At 55.3% G+C, this 21,726-nt stretch carries 25 protein-coding genes, 1 pseudogene and 1 other annotated feature; of the genes and pseudogenes, 16 read left to right on the top strand and 10 right to left on the bottom strand.

Annotation, left to right across the window (positions count from 1 at the left end; all coding sequences use genetic code 11):
* The first annotated feature begins 179 nt into the window (after positions 1-179).
* On the top strand, positions 180-827 hold the full coding sequence (locus GVJ63_RS04305; protein ID WP_010244455.1) for a hypothetical protein: 648 nt from the start codon (positions 180-182) through the stop codon (positions 825-827).
* Positions 828-837: 10 nt separating this feature from the next.
* Here the strand turns inward: GVJ63_RS04305 and GVJ63_RS04310 are convergent, their stop codons facing one another.
* Both GVJ63_RS04310 and GVJ63_RS04315 read right to left on the bottom strand, forming a co-directional pair.
* Positions 838-1,458: an L-threonylcarbamoyladenylate synthase gene (locus tag GVJ63_RS04310; RefSeq protein WP_003853883.1), complete on the bottom strand. Its 621-nt coding sequence runs from the start codon at positions 1,456-1,458 to the stop codon at positions 838-840.
* A gap of 12 nt (positions 1,459-1,470) precedes the next feature.
* A complete protein-coding gene (locus GVJ63_RS04315; RefSeq protein ID WP_191919374.1) occupies positions 1,471-2,388 on the bottom strand; it encodes a PHP domain-containing protein in 918 nt (305 codons plus the stop codon).
* A gap of 120 nt (positions 2,389-2,508) precedes the next feature.
* Positions 2,509-2,610, top strand: a sequence feature (Trp leader region).
* A gap of 23 nt (positions 2,611-2,633) precedes the next feature.
* Here GVJ63_RS04315 and GVJ63_RS04320 point away from each other — a divergent pair.
* The 6 genes and pseudogenes from GVJ63_RS04320 (at position 2,634) to GVJ63_RS04350 (ending at position 9,661) form a co-directional block, all read left to right on the top strand.
* Complete coding sequence (locus GVJ63_RS04320) at positions 2,634-4,199, top strand: anthranilate synthase component 1 (protein WP_159226467.1); 1,566 nt, start codon at positions 2,634-2,636, stop codon at positions 4,197-4,199.
* A pseudogene (trpD, locus tag GVJ63_RS22305) lies at positions 4,199-5,793 on the top strand (bifunctional anthranilate synthase glutamate amidotransferase component TrpG/anthranilate phosphoribosyltransferase TrpD). The gene GVJ63_RS04320 and the pseudogene trpD overlap by 1 nt, the downstream one beginning before the upstream one ends.
* 2 nt (positions 5,794-5,795) lie before the next feature.
* Positions 5,796-7,157: a bifunctional indole-3-glycerol-phosphate synthase TrpC/phosphoribosylanthranilate isomerase TrpF gene (gene trpCF, locus GVJ63_RS04335; RefSeq protein ID WP_124890014.1), complete on the top strand. Its 1,362-nt coding sequence runs from the start codon at positions 5,796-5,798 to the stop codon at positions 7,155-7,157.
* A 46-nt stretch (positions 7,158-7,203) separates the two neighbouring features.
* Positions 7,204-8,394, top strand: coding sequence for a tryptophan synthase subunit beta (gene trpB, locus GVJ63_RS04340; protein WP_010244436.1), 1,191 nt, complete (start codon positions 7,204-7,206; stop codon positions 8,392-8,394).
* Positions 8,394-9,197, top strand: coding sequence for a tryptophan synthase subunit alpha (trpA, locus tag GVJ63_RS04345; protein ID WP_159226468.1), 804 nt, complete (start codon positions 8,394-8,396; stop codon positions 9,195-9,197). The genes trpB and trpA overlap by 1 nt, the downstream gene beginning before the upstream one ends.
* Positions 9,198-9,346: 149 nt before the next feature.
* Positions 9,347-9,661 carry a BON domain-containing protein gene (locus tag GVJ63_RS04350; RefSeq protein WP_010244430.1) on the top strand — a complete coding sequence of 105 codons (315 nt, stop codon included), beginning with the start codon at positions 9,347-9,349 and terminating at the stop codon, positions 9,659-9,661.
* A 56-nt stretch (positions 9,662-9,717) separates the two neighbouring features.
* Here GVJ63_RS04350 and ompW read toward each other — a convergent pair whose 3' ends face one another.
* Positions 9,718-10,389, bottom strand: a complete 672-nt coding sequence (gene ompW / locus GVJ63_RS04355) for an outer membrane protein OmpW (protein WP_108912490.1) — start codon at positions 10,387-10,389, stop codon at positions 9,718-9,720.
* 213 nt (positions 10,390-10,602) lie between these two features.
* Between ompW and GVJ63_RS04360 the strand changes: the two genes are divergently transcribed.
* From GVJ63_RS04360 to yciA, 4 genes are read left to right on the top strand one after another with little or no spacing between them, the layout of a single operon-like run.
* Positions 10,603-11,019, top strand: a complete 417-nt coding sequence (locus GVJ63_RS04360) for a YkgJ family cysteine cluster protein (RefSeq protein WP_010244424.1) — start codon at positions 10,603-10,605, stop codon at positions 11,017-11,019.
* Positions 11,020-11,046: 27 nt separating this feature from the next.
* Entirely contained in the window at positions 11,047-11,781 is a 735-nt protein-coding gene (locus GVJ63_RS04365) for a YciC family protein (protein ID WP_010244420.1), read from the top strand.
* Positions 11,782-11,832: 51 nt separating this feature from the next.
* Complete coding sequence (locus GVJ63_RS04370; RefSeq protein ID WP_010244416.1) at positions 11,833-12,372, top strand: septation protein A; 540 nt, start codon at positions 11,833-11,835, stop codon at positions 12,370-12,372.
* Positions 12,373-12,430: 58 nt separating this feature from the next.
* Positions 12,431-12,853, top strand: a complete 423-nt coding sequence (yciA, locus tag GVJ63_RS04375; protein WP_010244413.1) for an acyl-CoA thioester hydrolase YciA — start codon at positions 12,431-12,433, stop codon at positions 12,851-12,853.
* A gap of 36 nt (positions 12,854-12,889) precedes the next feature.
* On the opposite strand, the gene tonB is transcribed toward yciA, so the two are convergent.
* Positions 12,890-13,645 (bottom strand): TonB system transport protein TonB, encoded by a 756-nt coding sequence (gene tonB / locus GVJ63_RS04380; protein ID WP_159226469.1) that lies wholly within the window; start codon positions 13,643-13,645, stop codon positions 12,890-12,892.
* Positions 13,646-13,842: 197 nt separating this feature from the next.
* Here tonB and GVJ63_RS04385 point away from each other — a divergent pair, with 197 nt between their 5' ends.
* Complete coding sequence (locus GVJ63_RS04385) at positions 13,843-14,139, top strand: YciI family protein (protein WP_010244407.1); 297 nt, start codon at positions 13,843-13,845, stop codon at positions 14,137-14,139.
* A 77-nt stretch (positions 14,140-14,216) separates the two neighbouring features.
* Positions 14,217-14,402, top strand: a complete 186-nt coding sequence (locus GVJ63_RS04390) for a hypothetical protein (protein WP_010670260.1) — start codon at positions 14,217-14,219, stop codon at positions 14,400-14,402.
* 225 nt (positions 14,403-14,627) lie between these two features.
* Here GVJ63_RS04390 and ycgZ read toward each other — a convergent pair whose 3' ends face one another.
* Positions 14,628-14,870, bottom strand: a complete 243-nt coding sequence (gene ycgZ / locus GVJ63_RS04395) for a regulatory protein YcgZ (RefSeq protein WP_010244401.1) — start codon at positions 14,868-14,870, stop codon at positions 14,628-14,630.
* Positions 14,871-15,318: 448 nt separating this feature from the next.
* Between ycgZ and GVJ63_RS22310 the strand changes: the two genes are divergently transcribed.
* Entirely contained in the window at positions 15,319-15,546 is a 228-nt protein-coding gene (locus tag GVJ63_RS22310; RefSeq protein ID WP_223565405.1) for a hypothetical protein, read from the top strand.
* 54 nt (positions 15,547-15,600) lie between these two features.
* On the opposite strand, the gene GVJ63_RS04400 is transcribed toward GVJ63_RS22310, so the two are convergent.
* The gene (locus GVJ63_RS04400) at positions 15,601-15,774 is read right to left on the bottom strand and encodes a YciY family protein (RefSeq protein ID WP_003853917.1); all 174 of its coding nucleotides are present in this window, start codon (positions 15,772-15,774) and stop codon (positions 15,601-15,603) included.
* Between the two features lie 170 nt (positions 15,775-15,944).
* Here GVJ63_RS04400 and cls point away from each other — a divergent pair, with 170 nt between their 5' ends.
* Together cls and GVJ63_RS04410 are read left to right on the top strand one after the other, a co-directional pair.
* Entirely contained in the window at positions 15,945-17,405 is a 1,461-nt protein-coding gene (gene cls, locus GVJ63_RS04405; protein WP_010244396.1) for a cardiolipin synthase, read from the top strand.
* 45 nt (positions 17,406-17,450) lie between these two features.
* On the top strand, positions 17,451-17,774 hold the full coding sequence (locus GVJ63_RS04410; protein ID WP_003853921.1) for an HI1450 family dsDNA-mimic protein: 324 nt from the start codon (positions 17,451-17,453) through the stop codon (positions 17,772-17,774).
* A 48-nt stretch (positions 17,775-17,822) separates the two neighbouring features.
* On the opposite strand, the gene oppF is transcribed toward GVJ63_RS04410, so the two are convergent.
* Genes oppF through oppB form a run of 4 tightly spaced genes read right to left on the bottom strand, consistent with a single transcriptional unit; the run spans position 17,823 to position 21,689 of the window.
* Positions 17,823-18,824, bottom strand: a complete 1,002-nt coding sequence (oppF, locus tag GVJ63_RS04415; protein ID WP_010244389.1) for a murein tripeptide/oligopeptide ABC transporter ATP binding protein OppF — start codon at positions 18,822-18,824, stop codon at positions 17,823-17,825.
* Positions 18,821-19,834, bottom strand: a complete 1,014-nt coding sequence (locus GVJ63_RS04420) for an ABC transporter ATP-binding protein (RefSeq protein WP_010244386.1) — start codon at positions 19,832-19,834, stop codon at positions 18,821-18,823. Before GVJ63_RS04420 ends, oppF begins: the two co-directional genes overlap by 4 nt.
* Before the next feature lie 11 nt (positions 19,835-19,845).
* Positions 19,846-20,754, bottom strand: coding sequence for an oligopeptide ABC transporter permease OppC (gene oppC / locus GVJ63_RS04425; protein ID WP_010244382.1), 909 nt, complete (start codon positions 20,752-20,754; stop codon positions 19,846-19,848).
* 14 nt (positions 20,755-20,768) lie between these two features.
* Positions 20,769-21,689, bottom strand: a complete 921-nt coding sequence (gene oppB, locus GVJ63_RS04430) for an oligopeptide ABC transporter permease OppB (protein ID WP_010244379.1) — start codon at positions 21,687-21,689, stop codon at positions 20,769-20,771.
* Positions 21,690-21,726: the final 37 nt, after the last annotated feature.

Consider the following 21,726-nt stretch of genomic DNA (forward strand, 5'->3'; position numbering starts at 1 on the left):
TCCTGCAACAATGAAGTCCGGCTTTTGTTATTCGTATATAAAAATAGTCTTTTTAGATTAATCCAATAAACCGGCGCATCCGGAGTTGTTGCGTTAATACGGTTCAGTGATGAACCTTGCTTGCATGTCAAAAATCTTCACCAGGGATTTCCCGACATGCCTGAATAAAGAAACCCATCATGAAAAACCTGTTGCTGTGCCCGGTGCTTGCTGCACTGGTGCTGAGCGGGTGTTCTGTGGGCCATACTGAGTACAGTCGTACGGCGATGCAGCACGTAGATATGAGCGTGACTGGCATTCCGACGATCCTCGGTCTCGGCACACTGGGCACCAGCATTCCTCTGACGCCTGAATATAGCCTGACAGCTGCGCACGTTGCCAAAACTGCCGTGCAGCGCGTCAAGTCTTATCACCCTTATTGCGACCTTGCGATTATTTATCACAAGAATGACGCCAGCACGCTGACTAAGTTCCGCAGCAGCGACATCGGCGATCCGGTTAAAATGTATGGCTACAGTTTTATTTCAGCGATGCCGGTTGAATCGACCGGAGTTAATTTAGCCCGTACGGCTATTCGGAATAACTGGAATAAAAGTCCCTGTATAGCCATGGCCTCCAATGCAGGTGTTGTTCAGGGGATGTCGGGCGGCGGCGTTTATAACCGTGATGATACGCTGGGCGGCGTGATTGTTGGCTATTCTGACTCGATTAAAAATGGGCGTAATAACAAAGTGATCCTGAAAGATGTGTCACTTTATATTCCTTACGGCCAGTTCAAAAGCTGGTTAGAGTCGAATCTGGCCCAGACACCGACACGCGGTGCCTGAGCCTGAGGGCTTACAGGAACGGGCGGGTATCGCCCACCCCTTCACGCACAATTTCCGGCGCATCGGTGGTCAGATCGACCACCGTGGTCGGCTGCTGGCCCAGCGTGCCGCCGTCGATAATCAGATCGACCAGCTTGCCGATGCTGTGCTGGATCTCTTCCGGATCGGACTCGGTGAAATCGTTGCCCGGCAGAATTAATGAGGTCGACATCATCGGCTGATTCAGTGCTTCCAGCAGCGCCAGCGCCACGGGATTAGAGGGCACGCGCAGACCAATGGTCTTACGTTTTTCATTCATCAGGCGGCGCGGCACCTCTTTGGTCGCCTTGAGAATAAAGGTGTAGTTGCCTGGCGTGTTGTTTTTCAGCAGGCGAAACGCTGAGTTGCCCACCTGCGAATAGACCGACAGCTCAGAGAGATCCCGGCACATCAGGGTAAAGTTGTGGTGCCCGTCGAGCTGACGGATACGACAGATACGCTCCATCGCGCCCTTCTCCTCCAGCCGACAGCCCAGCGCATAGCCGGAATCGGTTGGATAAACAATGACGCTGCCTTTGTTCAGGTAGTCAACCGCCTGATTAATCAGGCGGGGCTGTGGGTTGTCCGGATGAATATGAAACAATTGACTCATAGAAACCTCGTGTCACCTTTCCGTGATTGCCAGTCTGGGAGCCAGATCCGGGAAGCGTTCCCAGACCGGCTCAACCGCCGCGGGCAGCCAGAGTTTGCGGCCCAGTTCAATCCACGGACAGGGTTGATGAAAATCAGAACCTTGTGATGCGGCCAGTTCATTATCTCTGGCGTATTGCGCCAGCGTCGTGCGCTCATTAGGCGGCTGCTGGCACTGCGCGACTTCCATCGCATCGCCGCCCGCTTCGCGGAAATGGGCGACGAGCCGTTTGAGCCACTTTGCCGATAAACCGTAACGGCCAGGATGCGCCAGCACGGCGCAGCCACCAGAATGATGAATAGCATCAATAGCTTGTTTAATTGTACACCATTGTGGCGGCACGTAACCGGTTTTGCCACGCGCCAGATAATTTTTGAACACCTGCGCCATATTCTCTGCTTTACCCTGCTCAATCAGGAAGCGGGCAAAGTGACCGCGGGTAATGATGCCGCCATCAGCCAGTCGCGTCGCTCCCGCCAGCGCATCCGGGATACGTGCCTTCGCCAGTCGCTCACCAATCTCTTCTGCACGTGCTTGCCGACAGGCATGTTGTCCGGCCAGAAACGCCACCATCGCCGGATGGCGGATATCAATGTTCAGTCCCACGATGTGAATCTCATGGTTTTCCCACAGGGTGGAGATTTCTGCGCCCGCCAGCACTTTTATCGGTAAATCGTAATCGATTGCCGTTTGCTGCGCTTCATCAACCCCTGCAACGCTGTCGTGATCGGTGATCGCCAGTACGCCGACGCGCATCTCAACCGCTCGCTGCACCAGGGCGGCTGGGGTCAGTAAGCCATCGGAGGCACGCGTGTGGCTGTGTAAATCATAAACCGGGAAACGGGCGATATCGCTCAAGAGAACTCCTGCAAAAACTAAACCGGCCAGCATGATAACGATTTTCACGGTCAGTGAAAAAGTGTATTGACATTTCCGCTCTGAACCCGTTAACTAGTACACAAGTTCACACGTAACGGGTATTCAATCATGGCTGTTGTAATCACGCATTTAAACGGTTGGCGCAATGTTCCCGAAAACGGGCGACAGGGTCGTGCACACTTTGCGTAAACGCTGTGCTAATACCTGAGCCCGCCACCGAGCGGGCTTTTTTTTGAGCGAAATTCAGAGAAATCATCATGCCAAATGCGAAACCTACAGTGAAGTTGATTACCGGCACCGCACCCTACCGCGAAGATCCGGCCGCAGTGTTTCACCAGCTGTGCGGCGCACGTCCGGCAACCCTGCTGCTTGAATCCGCTGACATCGACAGCAAACGCAACTTAAAAAGCCTGCTGATTGTCGACAGCGCGCTGCGCGTCAGCGCAATGGGCAACAATGTCACCGTTCAGGCGTTGTCAGAAAATGGCCGCGCCCTGCTGCCGCTGCTGGATGAGGCCCTGCCTGCGTCGGTCAGCAATCAGGTTCGTCCCGATGGACGTGAACTGACTTTCCCGCAGAGCACCGACCATCAGCAGGATGAAGATTCCCGCCTCAAGGCACTGTCGGTGTTTGATGCTTTGCGTCTGATTCCACAACTGGTCAACTCCCCTGCCGATGAGCGCGAAGCCGTGCTGCTGGGTGGCCTGTTTGCTTATGATCTGGTTGCCGGTTTTGAAACCCTGCCGGAGCTGGATAATCAGCAACGCTGCCCCGACTACTGTTTTTACCTGGCAGAAACCTTACTGGTAATCGATCACCAGACCCGCAGTGCGCGTCTTCAGGCCAGCCTGTTCTGCCCGTCCACCAGCGAGTTCCAGCGCCTGCAGCGCCGCATCAAGCAGTTGCACGGCCAGATGCTGCAGCCGGCACCGGCTCTGCCGGTCCAGCCGGTTGAACAGATGACGCTGACCACCAGCCAAAGTGATGAAGAGTATTGCGACGTAGTACGCACCCTTCAGCAGGCGGTTCGCATCGGCGAAATTTTCCAGGTCGTGCCGTCACGTCGCTTCTCGCTGCCGTGCCCGTCGCCGCTGGCTGCTTATGAGACACTGAAAAACAGCAATCCCAGCCCCTATATGTTTTTCATGCAGGATCAGGATTTCTCCCTGTTTGGCGCGTCGCCGGAGAGTTCGCTGAAGTATGACGCCACCTCCCGTCAGATTGAGATCTACCCGATTGCCGGTACCCGCCCGCGTGGCCGCCATGCTGATGGCTCACTGGACCGCGATCTCGACAGCCGCATTGAGCTGGAGATGCGTACCGACCATAAAGAGCTGGCTGAGCATCTGATGCTGGTGGATCTGGCGCGTAACGATCTGGCGCGTATCTGCGTGCCCGGCAGCCGTTACGTGGCTGACCTGACCAAAGTCGACCGCTACTCGTTTGTGATGCATCTGGTTTCCCGCGTGGTGGGTACGCTGCGCGCGGATCTCGATGTGCTGCACGCTTATCGTGCCTGTATGAACATGGGCACGCTGAGCGGAGCACCAAAAGTTCGCGCCATGCAGTTGATTGCCGGGGCTGAACGCACCCGTCGCGGCAGCTACGGCGGCGCGGTGGGCTACTTCACCGCCCAGGGCGATCTCGATACCTGTATCGTTATCCGCTCCGCCTATGTAGAAGATGGCGTCGCCACCGTTCAGGCGGGCGCTGGTGTGGTGCTGGATTCTAATCCGCAGGCTGAAGCTGATGAAAGCCGCAACAAAGCGCGCGCCGTACTGCGCGCTATCGCGACTGCCCATCACTGCAAGGAGATCTTCTGATGGCCGATATTCTGCTGCTCGATAACATCGACTCTTTTACCTATAACCTGGTTGATCAGCTGCGGACCTTTGGTCACAACGTGGTGATTTACCGCAACAACCTGCCCGCCGAACTGCTTATTGAACAGCTGCAGCGGATGGAGAACCCGGTGCTGATGCTCTCTCCCGGTCCCGGCGCGCCAAAAGATGCTGGCTGTATGCCGGAGCTGCTGCGGGTGCTGCGTGGTCGTCTGCCAATTATCGGTATCTGTCTGGGTCACCAGGCGATTGTCGAAGCCTATGGCGGCCATGTGGGCCAGGCAGGCGAGATCCTGCACGGCAAAGCCTCTTCAATCGACCATGACGGCGAGGCGATGTTTGCCGGTCTGAGCAATCCGCTGCCGGTGGCGCGCTATCACTCGCTGGTGGGCAGCAACACGCCGGAAGAGCTGACGGTGAACGCCAGTTACAACGGGATGGTGATGGCCGTTCGCCATGAAACCGATCGCGTATGCGGGTTTCAGTTCCATCCTGAATCGATTTTGACTTCTCAGGGTGCGCGCCTGCTTGAGCAGACGCTGGCCTGGGCACTGGCAAAGTAACAGGGAGAATAAACATGCAACAGACACTGGAAAAACTTTACCAGGCGCAGACGCTGAATCAGGCTGAGAGTCATCAGCTGTTCAGCGCCATCATTACCGGACAGCTGGAGCCAACGCAGCTCGCTGCCGCGCTGATCGCCATGAAGGTGCGCGGTGAAACGCCGGAAGAGATCGCCGGAGCCGCCACCGCACTGCTGGAAGATGCCAAACCTTTTCCCCGCCCTGATTATGCGTTTGCCGACATTGTGGGCACCGGCGGCGATGGCAGTAACAGCATTAATATTTCGACTGCCAGCGCCTTTGTCGCCGCGACCTGCGGTCTGAAAGTGGCGAAGCACGGCAACCGCAGCGTCTCCAGCAAATCGGGCTCCTCCGATCTGCTGGCCGCCTTTGGCATCAATCTCGATATGCCTGCTGACCGGGCGCGCCAGGCGCTGGACGATCTCAATGTCTGCTTCCTGTTTGCGCCGCAGTATCACACCGGTTTTCGCCACGCGATGCCGGTCCGCCAGCAGCTTAAGACCCGTACGCTGTTTAACGTGCTGGGTCCGCTGATCAACCCGGCACGCCCGCCACTGGCGGTGATTGGCGTCTACAGCCCGGAACTGGTGATGCCGATTGCTCAGACGCTGAAAGTGCTGGGTTATCAGCGCGCGGCGGTGGTTCACGGTGGCGGAATGGATGAGGTGGCGCTGCACGACGTGACCCATGTGGCCGAACTGCGTGAAGGTGAAATTACGCGCTATCAGCTCTCGCCAGAGGACTTTGGTTTTGGCTTCCATCCCAAAGAGGCGCTGGCGGGCGGCACGCCGGAAGAAAATCGTGACATTCTGACCTCTTTACTCCAGGGTAATGGCCAGCAGGCCCATGAGGAGGCCGTCGCCGTCAACGTGGCGATGTTGCTTAAAGTATTCGGTCAGGAAGATCTGCGTGAAAACGCACAGCAGGCGCTTAACGCCATCCGCAGCGGACAGGCTTATGAGCGTGTCGTCGCACTGGCAGCAAGAGGATAATCATGAAAGGCACCGTGTTAGAAAAAATTGTTCAGGACAAAGCGATTTGGGTTGAAGCCCGTCAGCAGCAGCAGCCTCTCTCTACCTTTCAGAACAGCATTGAACCTGCCAGCCGTCATTTCTACGACGCGCTGCAGGGTGCAAGAACCGCGTTTATCCTGGAGTGTAAAAAGGCCTCTCCCTCGAAAGGCATTATTCGTGAGGATTTCGATCCAGCCGCCATTGCCGGGGTCTACCGCCACTACGCTTCCGCGGTATCTGTACTGACCGATGAGAAATATTTTCAGGGCGACTTCGCCTTTCTGCCGATTGTCAGCGCGGCCATCACCCAGCCGGTGCTGTGCAAAGATTTTATCATCGACCCCTATCAGATCTATCTGGCCCGTTACTACCAGGCGGATGCGATTCTGCTGATGCTGTCAGTGCTGGATGACGAGCAGTATCGTCAGCTGGCCGCTGTGGCGCACAGCCTGAAGATGGGCATTCTGACTGAAGTAAGCAATGAAGAGGAACTGGAGCGGGCTATCGCGCTGCAGGCCAAAGTCGTGGGTATCAACAACCGCGATCTGCGTGACCTCTCTATCGATCTTAACCGCACCCGTCAGCTGGCACCGCGCCTGTCACACGGCGTCACGGTAATCAGCGAATCAGGCATTAACAGCTATGCCGATATTCGCGAGCTGAGCCATTTTGCCAACGGCTTCCTGATTGGTTCTGCACTGATGGAGGAGGCCGACCTGACCGCAGCGGTGCGTCGGGTCACGCTGGGCAGCAATAAAGTGTGCGGCCTGACCCGTGCCGAAGATGCGCGCGCCGCCTATGAAGCCGGGGCAATCTATGGCGGGCTGATCTTTGCGGAAGGTTCCCCACGCCAGATTGACACCGCTAAGGCGCAGACCGTTATCGCTGCGGCCCCGCTGCGCTACGTCGGCGTGTTCCGCAATGCCGCTATGAGTGACATTGTCACGCAAGCCGGTGCGCTTTCACTCTCTGCGGTGCAGCTGCATGGCAACGAGACGCCGGCGTTTGTGGCTGAACTGCGTGCGGCTCTGCCAGCAGAGATTCAAATCTGGAAGGCGCTGCGCATTGAAGGCACCTTGCCGGCGCGCGACTGGCCTCATGTTGACCGTTATGTGTTTGATAATGGCGACGGTGGAACCGGACAGCGTTTCGACTGGTCGCTGTTGCAGGGACAGACGCTCAACAATGTTCTGCTGGCCGGTGGCCTGAGCGCGGATAACTGTGTTGAAGCCGCGCAGCTCGGCTGTGCCGGCCTGGACTTCAACTCTGGCGTGGAAAGCGCGCCTGGCATCAAAGATGCCCGTAAAATTGCCGCTGTGTTTCAGACACTGCGAGCCTACTGATTTGCCTGGCCTGCTCAACGGCGGGCCCGAGAAAGGAAGATAAAAAATGACGTTACTTAATCCCTACTTTGGCGAATTTGGCGGAATGTATGTTCCGCAAATCCTGATGCCAGCCCTGCGCCAGCTGGAACAGGCGTTTGTCGACGCCCAGAAAGATCCTGAGTTTCAGGCCGAGTTTACCGACCTGCTGAAGAACTATGCGGGTCGGCCTACCGCCCTGACGCTGTGCAAAAACCTGACTAAAGGCACCAAAACCCGCCTCTATCTTAAGCGTGAAGATCTGCTGCACGGTGGCGCGCACAAGACCAACCAGGTGCTGGGTCAGGCGTTGTTAGCCAAACGCATGGGCAAAAACGAAATCATTGCCGAAACCGGTGCGGGTCAGCACGGCGTGGCTTCAGCGCTGGCCTGTGCGCTGCTGGGCATGAAATGCCGCATCTATATGGGCGCAAAAGATGTGGAGCGTCAGTCACCCAACGTCTTCCGTATGCGTCTGATGGGCGCAGAAGTGATCCCGGTGCACAGCGGCTCCGCCACGCTGAAAGATGCCTGTAATGAAGCGCTGCGTGACTGGTCTGGCAGCTACGAGACATCACACTATATGCTCGGCACCGCGGCGGGTCCGCATCCCTTCCCGACGATTGTGCGTGAGTTCCAGCGCATGATTGGCGAAGAGACTAAAAAGCAGATTCTGGAAAGAGAGGGTCGCCTGCCCGATGCGATCCTCGCCTGTGTGGGCGGCGGCTCCAACGCCATCGGCATGTTTGCCGACTTTATCGATGAGACCAGCGTGAAGCTGATCGGCGTAGAGCCTGCGGGCCACGGCATTGAGACCGGCGAGCATGGCGCGCCGCTCAAGCACGGTCGCGTCGGCATCTACTTCGGTATGAAATCGCCGATGATGCAGACCCATGATGGCCAGATTGAGGAGTCTTACTCGATCTCTGCCGGCCTCGACTTCCCGTCGGTAGGCCCGCAGCATGCGCACCTGAACAGCATCGGTCGTGCGGAATATGTCTCTATCACCGATAACGAAGCGCTGGCCGCCTTTAAACAGCTCTGTCGCGATGAAGGTATCATTCCGGCGCTGGAGTCATCCCACGCCCTGGCGCACGCTATGAAGATGATTCAGGCTGAGCCGGAAAAAGAGCAGTTGATTGTGGTCAACCTCTCTGGCCGCGGCGACAAAGATATTTTCACCGTTCATGACATTTTGACAGCGCAGGGAGAAATCTGATGGAACGTTACAATCAACTGTTTACGCGTCTGTCAGCGAATAACGAAGGGGCTTTCGTGCCTTTTGTTACGCTGGGCGATCCGTCACCGGAGCTTTCACTGCGCGTGATTGATGCCCTGGTTGAAGGAGGCGCGGATGCACTGGAGCTGGGTATTCCCTTTTCCGATCCCCTTGCAGATGGCCCGACCATCCAGAATGCGACGTTACGCGCCTTTGCGGCGGGCACCAACACCAGCCAATGCTTTGAAATGCTGGCCACTATCCGCCGTAAGTATCCGGATCTGCCGATTGGATTGCTGATGTACGCCAATCTGGTCTTCACCAACGGTGTGGATGAGTTCTATGCCCGTTGTGCAGAGGCGGGTGTGGATTCGGTGCTGGTGGCGGATGTGCCCGTTGAAGAGTCCGCGCCCTTCCGTCAGGCTGCGCTGCGTCATGGCGTGGCACCCATCTTCATCTGTCCGCCTAACGCCAGCGATGAGCTGCTGCGCGAGATCGCTTCACACGGACGGGGTTACACCTACCTGCTGTCGCGCGCAGGCGTGACCGGTGCTGAAAACCGTGCCAGCCTGCCGTTGCAGCATCTGATCGACAAGCTGCGTGAATACCATGCAGCCCCGCCGCTGCAGGGCTTTGGTATCTCTGAGCCTGACCAGGTGAAGGAAGCGATCGCCGCGGGCGCTGCGGGTGCGATCTCCGGCTCTGCGATTGTCAGAATCATCGAAAAACATCATTCAGAGCCTGAGGTGATGCTGAGCGAGCTGAAGAACTTTGTCAGCCGCCTTAAAGCCGCCAGCCGTTAATCCTGCCAGCATGCCTTATCGCGCGATAAGGCATGATTTGTTTCCTTTTTTTTCATTCCCCCATTTGCCCTTTTTGCAAAATCTGCACCACAATGACAATGCGCCGTTACGGTAACGTCGCATCCATTTTGTGACAGGGAGAGAAAGCAATGAAATTCGTTAAACTGCTGACAGGTGCTGTACTGGCGGGCGTGGTTGCGCTGACACTGAGCGCCTGTGCGCCAACCGCAACCAAAGAGGGAACCGGTGGCTATATTGATGACACTGTGGTGACCACAAAAGTTAAAGGTGAACTGCTGAAAGATGACTCGCTGAAATCAACTGAAATCAACGTAGAAACCTTTAAAGGTAAAGTTCAGCTGAGCGGTTTTGTTTCATCACCACAGATGGCTAACCGTGCCGTTCAGGTTACGCGCAGCGTGGCGGGCGTGAAGTCCGTTGTTAACAATATGCAGATCAAATAACGTCTTAACAGACAAAAAAGGCCGCTGATTCAGCGGCCTTTTTATCATCTTTATCATCAGAAACGGTAACCCGCTCCGAAGAAGAAGACCCAGGGATCGATGCGCATATTGATATTCTGCTGCTCGCCACCCGCTTTAAACTTCACTTCCGTATCAATATCCATGTACCACACCGACGCATTCAGCATCCAGTCACGGTTAATCTGATAATCCAGACCGACCTGACCCGCCACACCCCAGGAATCCTTCACGCTGAGATCGGTCAGGCCCGCATCGCGGCCCGTTTGATTGAAATCGGCATCGTAAAAGGTGGTGTAGTTGATACCTACGCCAACGTAAGGACGCGCTTTGCTCTTGCTGTCAAAGAAGTAGTACTGCGCCATCAGCGTAGGCGGTAACTGGCGTACTGTTGCCAGTGTTCCGGTCGGGCCCAGGCCCACTTTGTGACGGAACGGTGTGGCGGCCAGTAATTCAACACCAATGTTGTCCGTTGCCATGTAAGTAAAGGTCAGGCCCAGCTGCGTGTCGTTGGATGCGCTGAACTCGCCCATCCCTAACACATTATCGGAACCTTCGGTGGGCCGGACGGTGGCACTACCGGCACGCATAAAGAAGTCGCCTGCTTCGTGGGCCATCGACAGTTGCGGAAAAGCCAGAGCCAGCAGCATCGCGCATTTTGCCAGTTTCATCATCACTCCTTTGCTTAATGTTAATGTCGCGAACGTCATCGCTTTTTGCTGGCAAATATTTAACGTGATTTACAGAAAATTGCACTCTGTACCCTTCAGATAAATTACTTAAAAAACAATGAATTGATTTAGATCAATTTCGGCTCTGGCTGGCGCAGCAAAATTCCCCTTGCTGAATAATTTCGCCAGGCCTATTTTGCTTATCTTCTCTGGTGATTTTGGTTCGATGCCCTGGGAGGGGCGGGTGATCAAATGAGTGAAATAACTAACCCTTGTGTCAGCTGTGGCGCCTGCTGCGCCCATTTCCGCGTCTCATTTTACTGGGCTGAAGCCGATGATGCCGGCGGCCCGGTGCCGACCGCATTAACCGAACCGCTCAGCCTGTTAATGCGCAATATGCGTGGAACGAACGATCGCGCGCCGCGCTGCGTTGCCCTTGAGGGCGACATTGGCGGCTGTGTCTCCTGCGGAATCTACGAACAACGTCCGACGCCCTGTCGGGAATTTTCGATGTCGGGCGAAGCGGGTATCCACAATGAAGCCTGCGATCGCGCCCGCGCCAGATATGGTCTTCCCGCCCTTTTTTCCCCATCTTTACCTGTCATGACAGAAAGTTATGCCGCAGCGGGTGCCAGCGAGCTACCAGAACATGTACAATCGCCGGGTTAATTAACCCGGTTCCTCAAAGGAGTGTACATGTCTATCACGGCAAGCTCGTTATACCGTGACACAGGAAATTTCGCGCGCCATCAACTGGCTACGGTGCTGTTGATGTCGCTGCTGGCCGCTTTTATCACCGTCATGCTGGTGCATGTGCTGACGCCGGGTGCCGATCAGATGGCCCTCCTGCAACAGGGTGACGATAGCGCCGGTTCGCTGTTTGAGATGGTGCAGAATATGTCACCGGAACAGCAGCAGGTGCTGCTGCGCGCCTCGGCGGCCAGCACCTTCGCTGCGCTGATGGGGAACACGCTGCTGCTTGGCGGAATGCTCTATCTGATCCCGATGGTCTCTTCCGGCCAGCGTGTCAGTGCGTTGCGGGCGATTGGTGCTTCAGCGCCGCTGCTGCCAAAGCTGCTGCTGCTCACCTTCCTGATGACGCTGGTGGCGCAACTGGGCTTTATGGTGCTGGTGGTGCCAGGCATTCTGCTGACGATTCTGCTGTCGCTGGCTCCGGTGATGGTGGCCAGTGAGAAGATGGGTGTCTTTGCCGCCATGCGGGCCAGCATGCGGATGGCGTGGAAGAATGTGAAGCTGATTGCCCCCGCTATTCTGCTCTGGCTGCTGGCCAAAGTGGTGGTGATGCTGTTCTTCTCTTCGCTGACGGTTTTACCGCTGAATGTCTCGTCGGTGATTTTCACCGCGGCAGGCAATGTGGTTTCGGCGATGTTGATTATCTATCTTTATCGGCTCTATATGCTGTTACGTTGATTGACGATGTGCCTTCGGGCACATTTGCAGCCAACTCTGAATGGAAAAACTATGAAGCAGCTACTCGACTTTCTTCCCCTGGTGGTCTTTTTCATCTTCTACAAGCTGTATGACATTTTTGTCGCCTCGGGCGCGCTGATTGTCGCGACCGGTCTGGCGCTGGTTGTCAGCTGGGTGCTCTATCGCAAGCTGGAAAAGATGACGATTTTCACCTTTGTGCTGGTGGCGGTTTTTGGCACCCTGACGCTGGTGTTCCACAACGATGAGTTCATTAAGTGGAAAGTCACGGTTATCTACAGCCTGTTTGCCGCCGCCCTGCTCTACAGCCAGTGGTTTATGGAGCAGACGCTGATTCAGCGCATGCTGGGTAAAGAGCTGCAGCTGCCCGACGCGGTCTGGCGCCGGCTCAACGTTGCCTGGGCGCTGTTCTTCTTTATCTGCGGCCTGGTAAACATCTATGTCGCCTTTTGGTTATCTCAGGCGTTTTGGGTTAACTTTAAAGTGTTCGGTCTCTCCGGTCTGACCTTACTGTTTACCCTGCTCAGCGGGCTTTACATCTGGCGACAGATGCCGCAGCAGGAACAAAAATAATCATCTGCCCGGTCCGCCGGGCATTTTTTTAGCATTCACCTGCATAGAAGTGGAAGCAATGGGCGAAAAACATACATTGCCGAAAGGCGAAATGGTGCTGCGTACGCTCGCCATGCCAGCAGATACCAACGCCAACGGCGATATTTTTGGTGGCTGGCTGATGTCACAGATGGATATGGGTGGCGCTATCCTGGCGAAAGAGATCGCTGAAGGACGCGTGGTGACGGTTCGCGTCGACGGCATGTCATTTATGAAGCCCGTCGCGGTGGGCGATGTGGTGAGCTGCCATGCGAGCTGTCTTCGTACCGGCAACAGTTCCATGACGATTAATGTGGAAGTGTGGATCAAAAAAGTGTCGTCTGAGCCGATTGGACAAACTTACATTGCGACGGAAGCGGTGTTTATTTATGTGGCGGTCGACAATGAGGGTAATTCCCGTCCTCTGCCAGCCGGTCGTGCCAACCAGCAACCCGGCGAATGAAAAACAGGTCAGGCTGTTTCAGCCTGACCTGACGCTTTATTCCAGGCTGGCCCCACCATTAATCTTAAACACGATATTCATGGTCAGACCCTGCCCTGGCCGTCCGCTCTGATAGCGCCACTTTTTCATCGCCTGCTTAACTTCACGCTCAAACATATTGCGCGGCTCAGCAGAGAGGATCTGGATGTTATCCACCCGTCCCTCACTATCCACATCAAACTTCACCCGTACCCGCCCCTCTACACGCAGTGCAAATGCGCGTTGTGGATAGCCAGGCTTACTGACGTTCAGTGCTTTTGGGCCGGTTGAGGCCGATGAGATGGGTGACGGCGTAGATTTTGGCGCCGTGGTCGGTTTGTTCTGCGTCGCCGGGGCTTCCTGCTTAAACGGATCGGCCTGCGGTTTGCTTTCCTGACGCGGCTTCACCTCGCGTTTAGGCTGCTCCCGCTTGTGCTCTGGTTTCGGTTTGGGCTTTGGCTTAGGCTCAGGTTTGGGAATCGGCACCGGCTCCGCTTTCGGCGGTTCGGGCACGGGCTGAGGTTCCGGCACCGGTTCAGGTTCTGGCTGAGGTTCTGGCTGTGGTGCAGGCGGCTCCACGATGGCCGGTGCAGGCTCAGGCTGGACTTCAGGGGCGACCATGGTAACGCTGATGGGCTGCGACGCTTTGGGCACCTCAATCACCTGCTGGAATGAAGCATACAGAATTCCGGCTATCACGGCCCCATGCAAAGCAACAGACAACAACATGGAGACAGACGTGCGTTTAGGTAATGGCATAGTCAGCGTGGTCATAACAGTCGCAGTGATTGAATGAAGCAGCGATTTTAAATGCAAATAGCAATCAGTTTCAATAACTCCCGCCATCCCGCCTGAAGAAAAGCGCTTTTTAGCCCTTTATGCTGAGCCTTTCACCACTCTGAGGTTTCGTTTGCACTCTGAGGGGCAATCCCTTAACGTGTTGCGAAATTCTGGTTAATGGGAGTTCCTTAGTGCTTTACGTCATTTATGCAGAAGATACTGCAGATTCACTGGAAAAACGTAACGCCGTGCGCCCTGCCCATCTGGCACGGCTCAAACTGCTGCAGGAAGAGGGACGCCTGATCATTGCAGGCCCGATGCCTGCTGTCGACAGCAACGATCCTGGTGTAGCGGGCTTTACCGGCTCAACCGTGATTGCTGAATTCCCGTCATTAGAAGAAGCACAATCCTGGGCACAGGATGATCCCTACTTCGCCGCGGGCGTCTATAAGCAGGTTTCGGTTAAGCCGTTTAAACGCGTCTTCTGATCGTGACTCAGCATTGAAAATGGCTTCTGTGCCAGGCACAGAAGCCATTTTTATTTTGATCGTTCAAGAGAGGAAAGATGCAGATAATCATTCTGGGGCTATTGGCCATTATCGCTTTACTGATCGGCAGCGCGGTTTATCTCTGGCGAACTCAGGGCTGGCGTAATAAAAAGCAGTGGATTGTCATGCTGATCGTGCTGGCGGCGGCACTGCAGCTGGTGAACGTAACGCTGATGATGACGACACAACGTCTCGCTGGTTAATCAGACCTGAGGTTTCATTGCGACAGAGCAGCACATCACTCTCTGTCGCAGCAACCGGCCGGTCTGAATATTCTGCCTCGCGAATAAACGCAGCGACCAATTGATCTTAATAAATTAAAGCGTTGTTCTGAACGACATTGATAATAAACCGGCAGTACACCGGCCTGGTCTTTCAGTAATACACGCTCTCTTTATTTTCCCGCCACAGCTATTTTCAGCGATGAGTTAACCGCGATCCAGAATCAGGCCAATCAGCGCATGATAGTGCTGTTCTTCTTCCGGACTGGTGACATGCTGTAAACGGCCGATCAGTTTTGAGCAGATCGCTTTACGATTCAGACTACGGCCAGAACTGATAATTTCTGTCACGACGGAGCCAAGAATGGCCTGTTGTGAGGGCTGCGCGGCGCTGTGTAAATACGCGGAGATGTCAGAGACTGAAGCGGGAATACGAACGTTAGTCTGCATGGTTGACCCTCATAGGATTCATTTAAGATTAATAACCGATGCGATAAAGTTATACAACAACGAGCTATCTGTACAGATATTTAGCTTAAAAAATCAGATCGTCACGTTTTAATGACAATAAACTCATAAATAACAGCACATTACAAAATTGTAAAGTTGTACAACTTGTTAGCCTGCGGTTTTTATCCTGTTAATATTCCCTCTTTAGTCCGCGCCTGAATGACCTGTTTTACTATTAAAATATGATCTTTCCGCCCTTTTTTTAGTATTAAAGAGGAATTATCTCGCAGAGCTGTCTACATTTACCCCTTGTGAGTTGAACCTCTGAATGGATGCACAGCACAGTCGCGGGCACATTATGCATAAAACTTATTCTGGCCAGTCCCTTACATTGCTCGACCCGCTGTTATCCCGGCTCCTTTCTATTGTTGACCCCAAAATAGAAGTAATGAGTGGTTACCCTGCTAATTGCTCAGTGTGGCTCACTGTTTATTATCAGCGTAAATCGCGTAAGTGGTCTTACGAATGGTACGATCGTGTGGGTTACCACAGGCCGACTGAGCTGGGCAGCTCAATGGAATGTCTGATGCGCGAAGTCAGCGATCGTGGCGCGTCGCATCAGGAGCACCTGATAGCGCGACGGGCGATGGCAGAATCGGTTTTTTTTGAAGCCTGATTTGAAGTCTGAATAGCCTGCTTTGTCCGACAGGCTGAATTCACCGGGCTTTCGCTATATTATCTGCGTAATAAACAGAATCGAACGACGCTGCTGTTGTGCCAGCTGATGGCGAATGCAGTGGATACGCTTATACCGCCGCGACTGCCCTTCCAGCCAGCGTGAGCGGCGGCGATGCACCTGCCGTAACATTCTCCAGCGCGCCACTTCATTTCTGCTTCGTTTCATCACTTCCTCTCTGACGTCATACACACGAGATATACGCGAGGGCATTATAGAGATCTCTGCGGTAATACCAAATCGGATCCTTCATCGAGGATGTCCGGGATAAAGGGTTCCGTTAGCCGTCATCTGCACGTAAACTTGCCGGACGAAAGCGCGAACGGGATGTCCACTTTATGACCACTTTTTATACCCTGATCAGCTGGTTGCTGGTGTTTGGTTACTGGCTGCTGATCGCCGGGGTTACGCTGCGCGTGTTGATGAAGCGACGGGCAGTGACATCCGCGATGGCCTGGCTACTGGTTATCTATATTCTGCCGCTGGTAGGGATTATCGCTTATCTCTCTTTTGGCGAACTCCATCTGGGTAAACGTCGTGCGGAGCGCGCCCGCACCATGTGGCCATCCACTGCCCGCTGGCTTACTGACCTTAAGCAGTGCCGTGAAATTTTTGCCACCGAACACAGCGACGTTGCGCGTTCGCTGTTTGAGCTTTGCTACCATCGTCAGGGCATCGCCGGGGTCAAGGGCAACCAGCTGCAGCTGCTCACCAGCGCCGACGACGTGATGCAGGCGTTGATTCGTGATATCCAGCTGGCCCGCCACAACATTGAGATGGTGTTCTATATATGGCATCCCGGCGGTCTGGCGGATGAAGTGGCGGAATCGCTGATGGCGGCATCACGCCGTGGCGTTCATTGCCGTCTGCTGCTCGACTCTGCGGGCAGTGTTACCTTTTTCCGCAGCCCCTGGGTCGGCATGATGCGCAATGCCGGAATCGATGTGGTGGAAGCGTTGCAGGTCAGCCTGCTGCGCGTCTTCCTGCGACGGATGGATCTGCGTCAGCACCGCAAAATCGTACTCATTGATAACTACATCGCTTATACCGGCAGCATGAACCTGGTCGATCCGCGCTTCTTCAAACAGAGCGCGGGTGTCGGTCAGTGGATTGACCTGATGGCGCGAATGGAAGGCCCGGTTGCCACCGCGATGGGGATTGTTTTCAGCTGCGACTGGGAGATAGAGACCGGCAAACGCATTTTACCGCCGCCGCCCGATCGCAACATTATGCCGTTTGAACAGGAGAGCGGCCACACCGTGCAGGTGATCGCCTCCGGTCCCGGCTTCCCGGAAGATATGATCCATCAGGCGCTGCTGACTGCGGTCTATTCGGCACGTGAACAGTTGATCATGACCACGCCCTACTTAGTGCCGAGCGACGATCTGCTGCATGCTATCTGTACGGCGGCGCAGCGTGGCGTCAATGTCAGCGTGATTGTGCCTCGTCACAATGACTCGCTGCTGGTTGGCTGGGCCAGCCGCTCCTTCTTCAGTGAGTTGCTGGAAGCGGGCGTGAAAATTTATCAGTTTGAAGATGGCCTGCTGCACACCAAAAGCGTGCTGGTCGACGGACAACTGAGCCTGGTGGGAACCGTGAATCTCGATATGCGCAGTTTATGGCTGAATTTTGAAGTGACGCTGGTGGTTGATGATGCGGGTTTTGGCAGCGATCTCGCCTGTGTGCAGGATGACTATATCGCCCGTTCCCGCCTGCTGGATGGCAAGCGCTGGGCAAAACGTGCCTGGTGGCAACGCATCGTCGAACGACTGTTTTACTTCTTCAGTCCTTTACTGTAAAACGAGCCAGATTGTGTAAATGGCCGCAGGCCGACAGGACAGACTATGGATTTAAATAATCGCCTTACCGAAGATGAAACGCTGGAACAAGCCTACGATATTTTTCTCGAACTGGCAGTCGACAATCTTGATCCGGCAGACGTCATTCTCTTCAATCTGCAGTTCGAAGAGCGCGGTGGCGCAGAGCTGTTCGATCCCTCTGAAGACTGGAAAGATCATGTCGATTTCGATCTGAACCCGGACTTCTTCGCCGAGGTGGTGATTGGGCTGGGTGAAGCGGACGGTGAACCGATCACCGACGTCTTTGCTCGCGTGCTGCTGTGCCGCGAGAAAGACCACAAGCTTTGTCATATCCTGTGGCGTGAGTAAGCGTCAGATTTGATAAGAAAACGCCGGGCGATTGCCCGGCGTTTTGCATTATAGCGGGTCGACTTTCAGACAGGAGACCGCGTGATTGAAGCTGCCTTCCAGCAGCGGCCGGGTTTTCGCACACTCCGGACCGGCAATCGGACAACGGGTGCGGAACACGCAGCCTGATGGCGGATTGATCGGCGACGGCAGCTCCCCTTCCAGCAGCTGAATCTGCTTGTTCTTCTCCTTGTCCGGATCGGGAATCGGCACCGCGGACATCAGCGCACGGGTATAAGGATGCTGAGGATTGCTGTAGACCTCTTTGTAGGTGCCCAGCTCCACCGCGTGCCCCAGATACATTACCAGCACCCGGTCAGAGATATGTTTCACCACCGCCAGATCGTGCGCAATGAAGATCAGCGATAAGCCCATTTCACGCTGCAGTTGCTGCAACAGGTTAACCACCTGGGCCTGAATTGAGACGTCCAGTGCGGAGACCGGCTCATCACAGATAATCAGCTTTGGCTCCAGAATCAGCGCGCGGGCAATACCGATACGCTGACACTGACCGCCCGAGAACTCGTGCGGATAGCGGTTAATCAGGTTAGGCAGCAGCCCCACTTTCATCATCATATTTTTGACGCGGTCTTTCACTTCCTGACGCGCCATTTTTGGATGATAGGTACGCAGTGGCTCTGCGATGATATCGCCGATGGTCATACGCGGATTCAGCGACGCCAGCGGATCCTGGAATATCATCTGGATATCGCTTCGCGCCTTGCGCCACTCCTCTTCACTTTGCCCCAGCAGATCACGGCCTAACCAGGCGACCCGACCTTCGGTCGCCTTCACCAGCCCGATAATGGCGCGCGCCAGGGTCGATTTACCACAGCCAGACTCGCCTACCACGCCCAGGGTTTCCCCCTCATACAGACGCAGGCTGACACCATCGACTGCTTTCAGGGTTTTTGATGGCTGCCAGAACCACTGCCTGCCATCTTTAATGTCGAAATGCACCTTGAGGTCGGCGATTTCCAGTAACACTCTTTTTTCAGCTACGGTGCTCATACTAACTCCTCCACCGGCTTAAAGCAGGCGCGCAGACGGCCTTCGCCAAAGGGTTCCAGCGGTGGTGCCTGGGTGCAGATATCCATAGCGTGCGGACAACGCGGCTGGAACGGGCAGCCCTGCGGCAGACGCAGCAGGTTGGGTGGATTACCCGGTATCGTCGTCAGACTTTCCCCTTCCGCATCCAGACGCGGCACCGCATTAAGCAGACCAATCGAGTAAGGATGTGACGGCTGATAAAAGACATCGCGGGCACGGCCATACTCCATGGTGCGTCCGGCATACATCACCAGCACTTTGTCGCAGATCCCCGCCACCACACCCAGATCGTGGGTGATCATGATAATGGCGGTGTTGAACTCGCGCTTGAGGTCGTTGAGCAGCGTCATAATCTGCGCCTGGACGGTAACATCCAGCGCAGTGGTCGGCTCGTCGGCAATCAGCAGTTTGGGACGGCACAGCAGCGCCATGGCGATCATGACGCGCTGACGCATACCGCCGGAGAACTCATGCGGATACATCTTCATCCGCTTGCGCGCTTCCGGCATTTTCACCGCATCCAGCATTCTCACCGACTCTTCAAACGCCTGCGCGTTGTTCATCCCTTTATGCAGCTTAAGCACTTCCATCAGCTGCTCGCCCACCCGCATATAGGGGTTCAGCGAGGTCATCGGGTCCTGGAAAATCATCGCAATCTGTTCGGCGCGCAGTTTATTGAGCTTGTTCTCGGGCAGATTCAGGATCTCTTTGCCATTGAACATCGCCGAACCGCCAATGCGGCCATTTTTCGCCAGCAGCCCCATCAGGGCAAAGGCGGTTTGTGATTTGCCGGAACCGGACTCACCGACAATGCCCAGCGTCTCACCGGCGCGCAGCGAGAAGTTCAGGTCGTTAACGGCGGTAACATCACCATCGTGCGTGCCAAAGGTAACGCGTAAATCTTTGACCGTAAGTAGCTGTTCGCTTCCCGCGCGGGCCGCCATTGCTGGCTGGAATTCATGAATAGTCATCGGGAAACTCCTTAACGATCTTTCGGGTCGAGGGCATCACGCAGGCCATCGCCGATAAAGTTGAAACAGAACAGCGTGACTACCAGGAAACCTGCCGGATAGAGCAGCAGCCACGGCGACACTTCCATCGAGTTTGCCCCGTCGCTGAGGAGTGCGCCCCAGCTACTCAGCGGCTCCTGCGTACCCAGGCCCAGGAAGCTCAGGAAGGATTCAAACAGGATCATGCTCGGCACCAGCAGCGAGGCGTAAACCACCACCACGCCCAGCACGTTCGGCACGATGTGGCGCACCACGATTTTCCAGGTCGATACCCCGCCCACATGGGCCGCTTCGATAAACTCTTTGCGCTTCAGGCTCAGCGTCTGGCCGCGCACAATACGCGCCATATCGAGCCACGAAACCATACCGATGGCGGCAAAAATCAGCAGGATATTGCGACCAAAGAAGGTCACCAGCAGGATCACGAAGAACATAAACGGGAAGGAGTTAAGGATTTCCAGAATACGCATCATCACCGAGTCTGTTTTACCGCCGAGATAGCCAGCAATCGAGCCATAGAGCGTCCCGACAATCACCGCGATCAGCGCAGAAGCCACGCCCACCATCAGCGAGATCCGGCCACCGATAGCCACACGCACCAGCAGGTCACGACCCGAAGAATCGGTGCCGAACCAGTGACCAGAGGTGGTATCGGGCGGCGAGGACATCATAGCCCAGTCGGTATCGTCGTAAGTGAACTGCGCCAGCATCGGCGCAAAGATCACGAACAGGGTGATCAGGAACAGCACCAGCAGGCTGATGGAGGCAGCGCGGTTATGAATAAAACGACGACGCGCGTCCTGCCAGAGACTACGCCCTTCTACTTCCAGCTTCTCACTGAACGCATCAAGAGCTTCGCTGTTTTTCTTACTTAACATCATGGCGAACTCCGCAATCAGTAACGAATTTTGGGATCGATAACGGCATAGAGCACGTCAACAATCGCGTTGAATACGATGGTCAGCAAACCCACCAGAATGGTCAGGCTCATCACCAGTGAGTAGTCACGGTTCAGCGCGCCGTTCACAAACAGCTGACCGATGCCCGGCAGACCGTAGATCGACTCAATCACCATCGACCCGGTGATGATGCCCACAAATGCCGGTCCCATGTAGGAGATCACCGGCAGCAACGCCGGTTTCAGTGCATGACGCATTACAATGCGGCGCAGCGGTAAGCCTTTGGCGCGCGCGGTGCGGATAAAGTTGGAGTGCATCACTTCAATCATCGATCCACGGGTGATACGCGCGATACTGGCGATGTAAGCCAGCGACAGCGCCACCATCGGCAGCAGCATGTAGTTCCACTGCCCACCATTCCAGCCGCCGCCCGGCAGCCACTTCAGGGTGATGGCGAACAGCAGAACCAGCAAAGGCGCGACCACGAAACTGGGTATCACCACGCCGGTCATTGCCACCCCCATCACCGCAAAATCCCACAAGCTGTTCTGTTTGAGCGCAGCGATAACTCCGGCCGTGACGCCAAGTACCACCGCCAGCAGAAACGCGGCCAGGCCAAGTTTGGCCGAGACCGGGAACGCATGCGCGACCAGGTAGTTGACCGAATAATCTTTGTATTTAAAGGATGGGCCGAAGTCGCCGTGCGCCAGCTGCACCAGGTAATCGACATACTGCTTACCGATAGGATCGTTGAGGTGATATTTCGCCTCAATGTTGGCCATCACTTCCGGTGCCAGGGTGCGCTCGCCGGTAAACGGGCTGCCGGGTGCCAGTCGCATCATAAAGAAGGAGATGGTAATCAGGACGAACAGCGTCGGGAGCGCTTCAAGCAAGCGACGCAGGATGAATTTTAACATTGCCGTACCTACCAGGCTGTTGCTTCACAACATATAA

The organism is Pantoea sp. 18059 (genome assembly GCF_902706165.1).
GTDB classification, from domain to species: Bacteria; Pseudomonadota; Gammaproteobacteria; order Enterobacterales; family Enterobacteriaceae; genus Pantoea; species Pantoea agglomerans.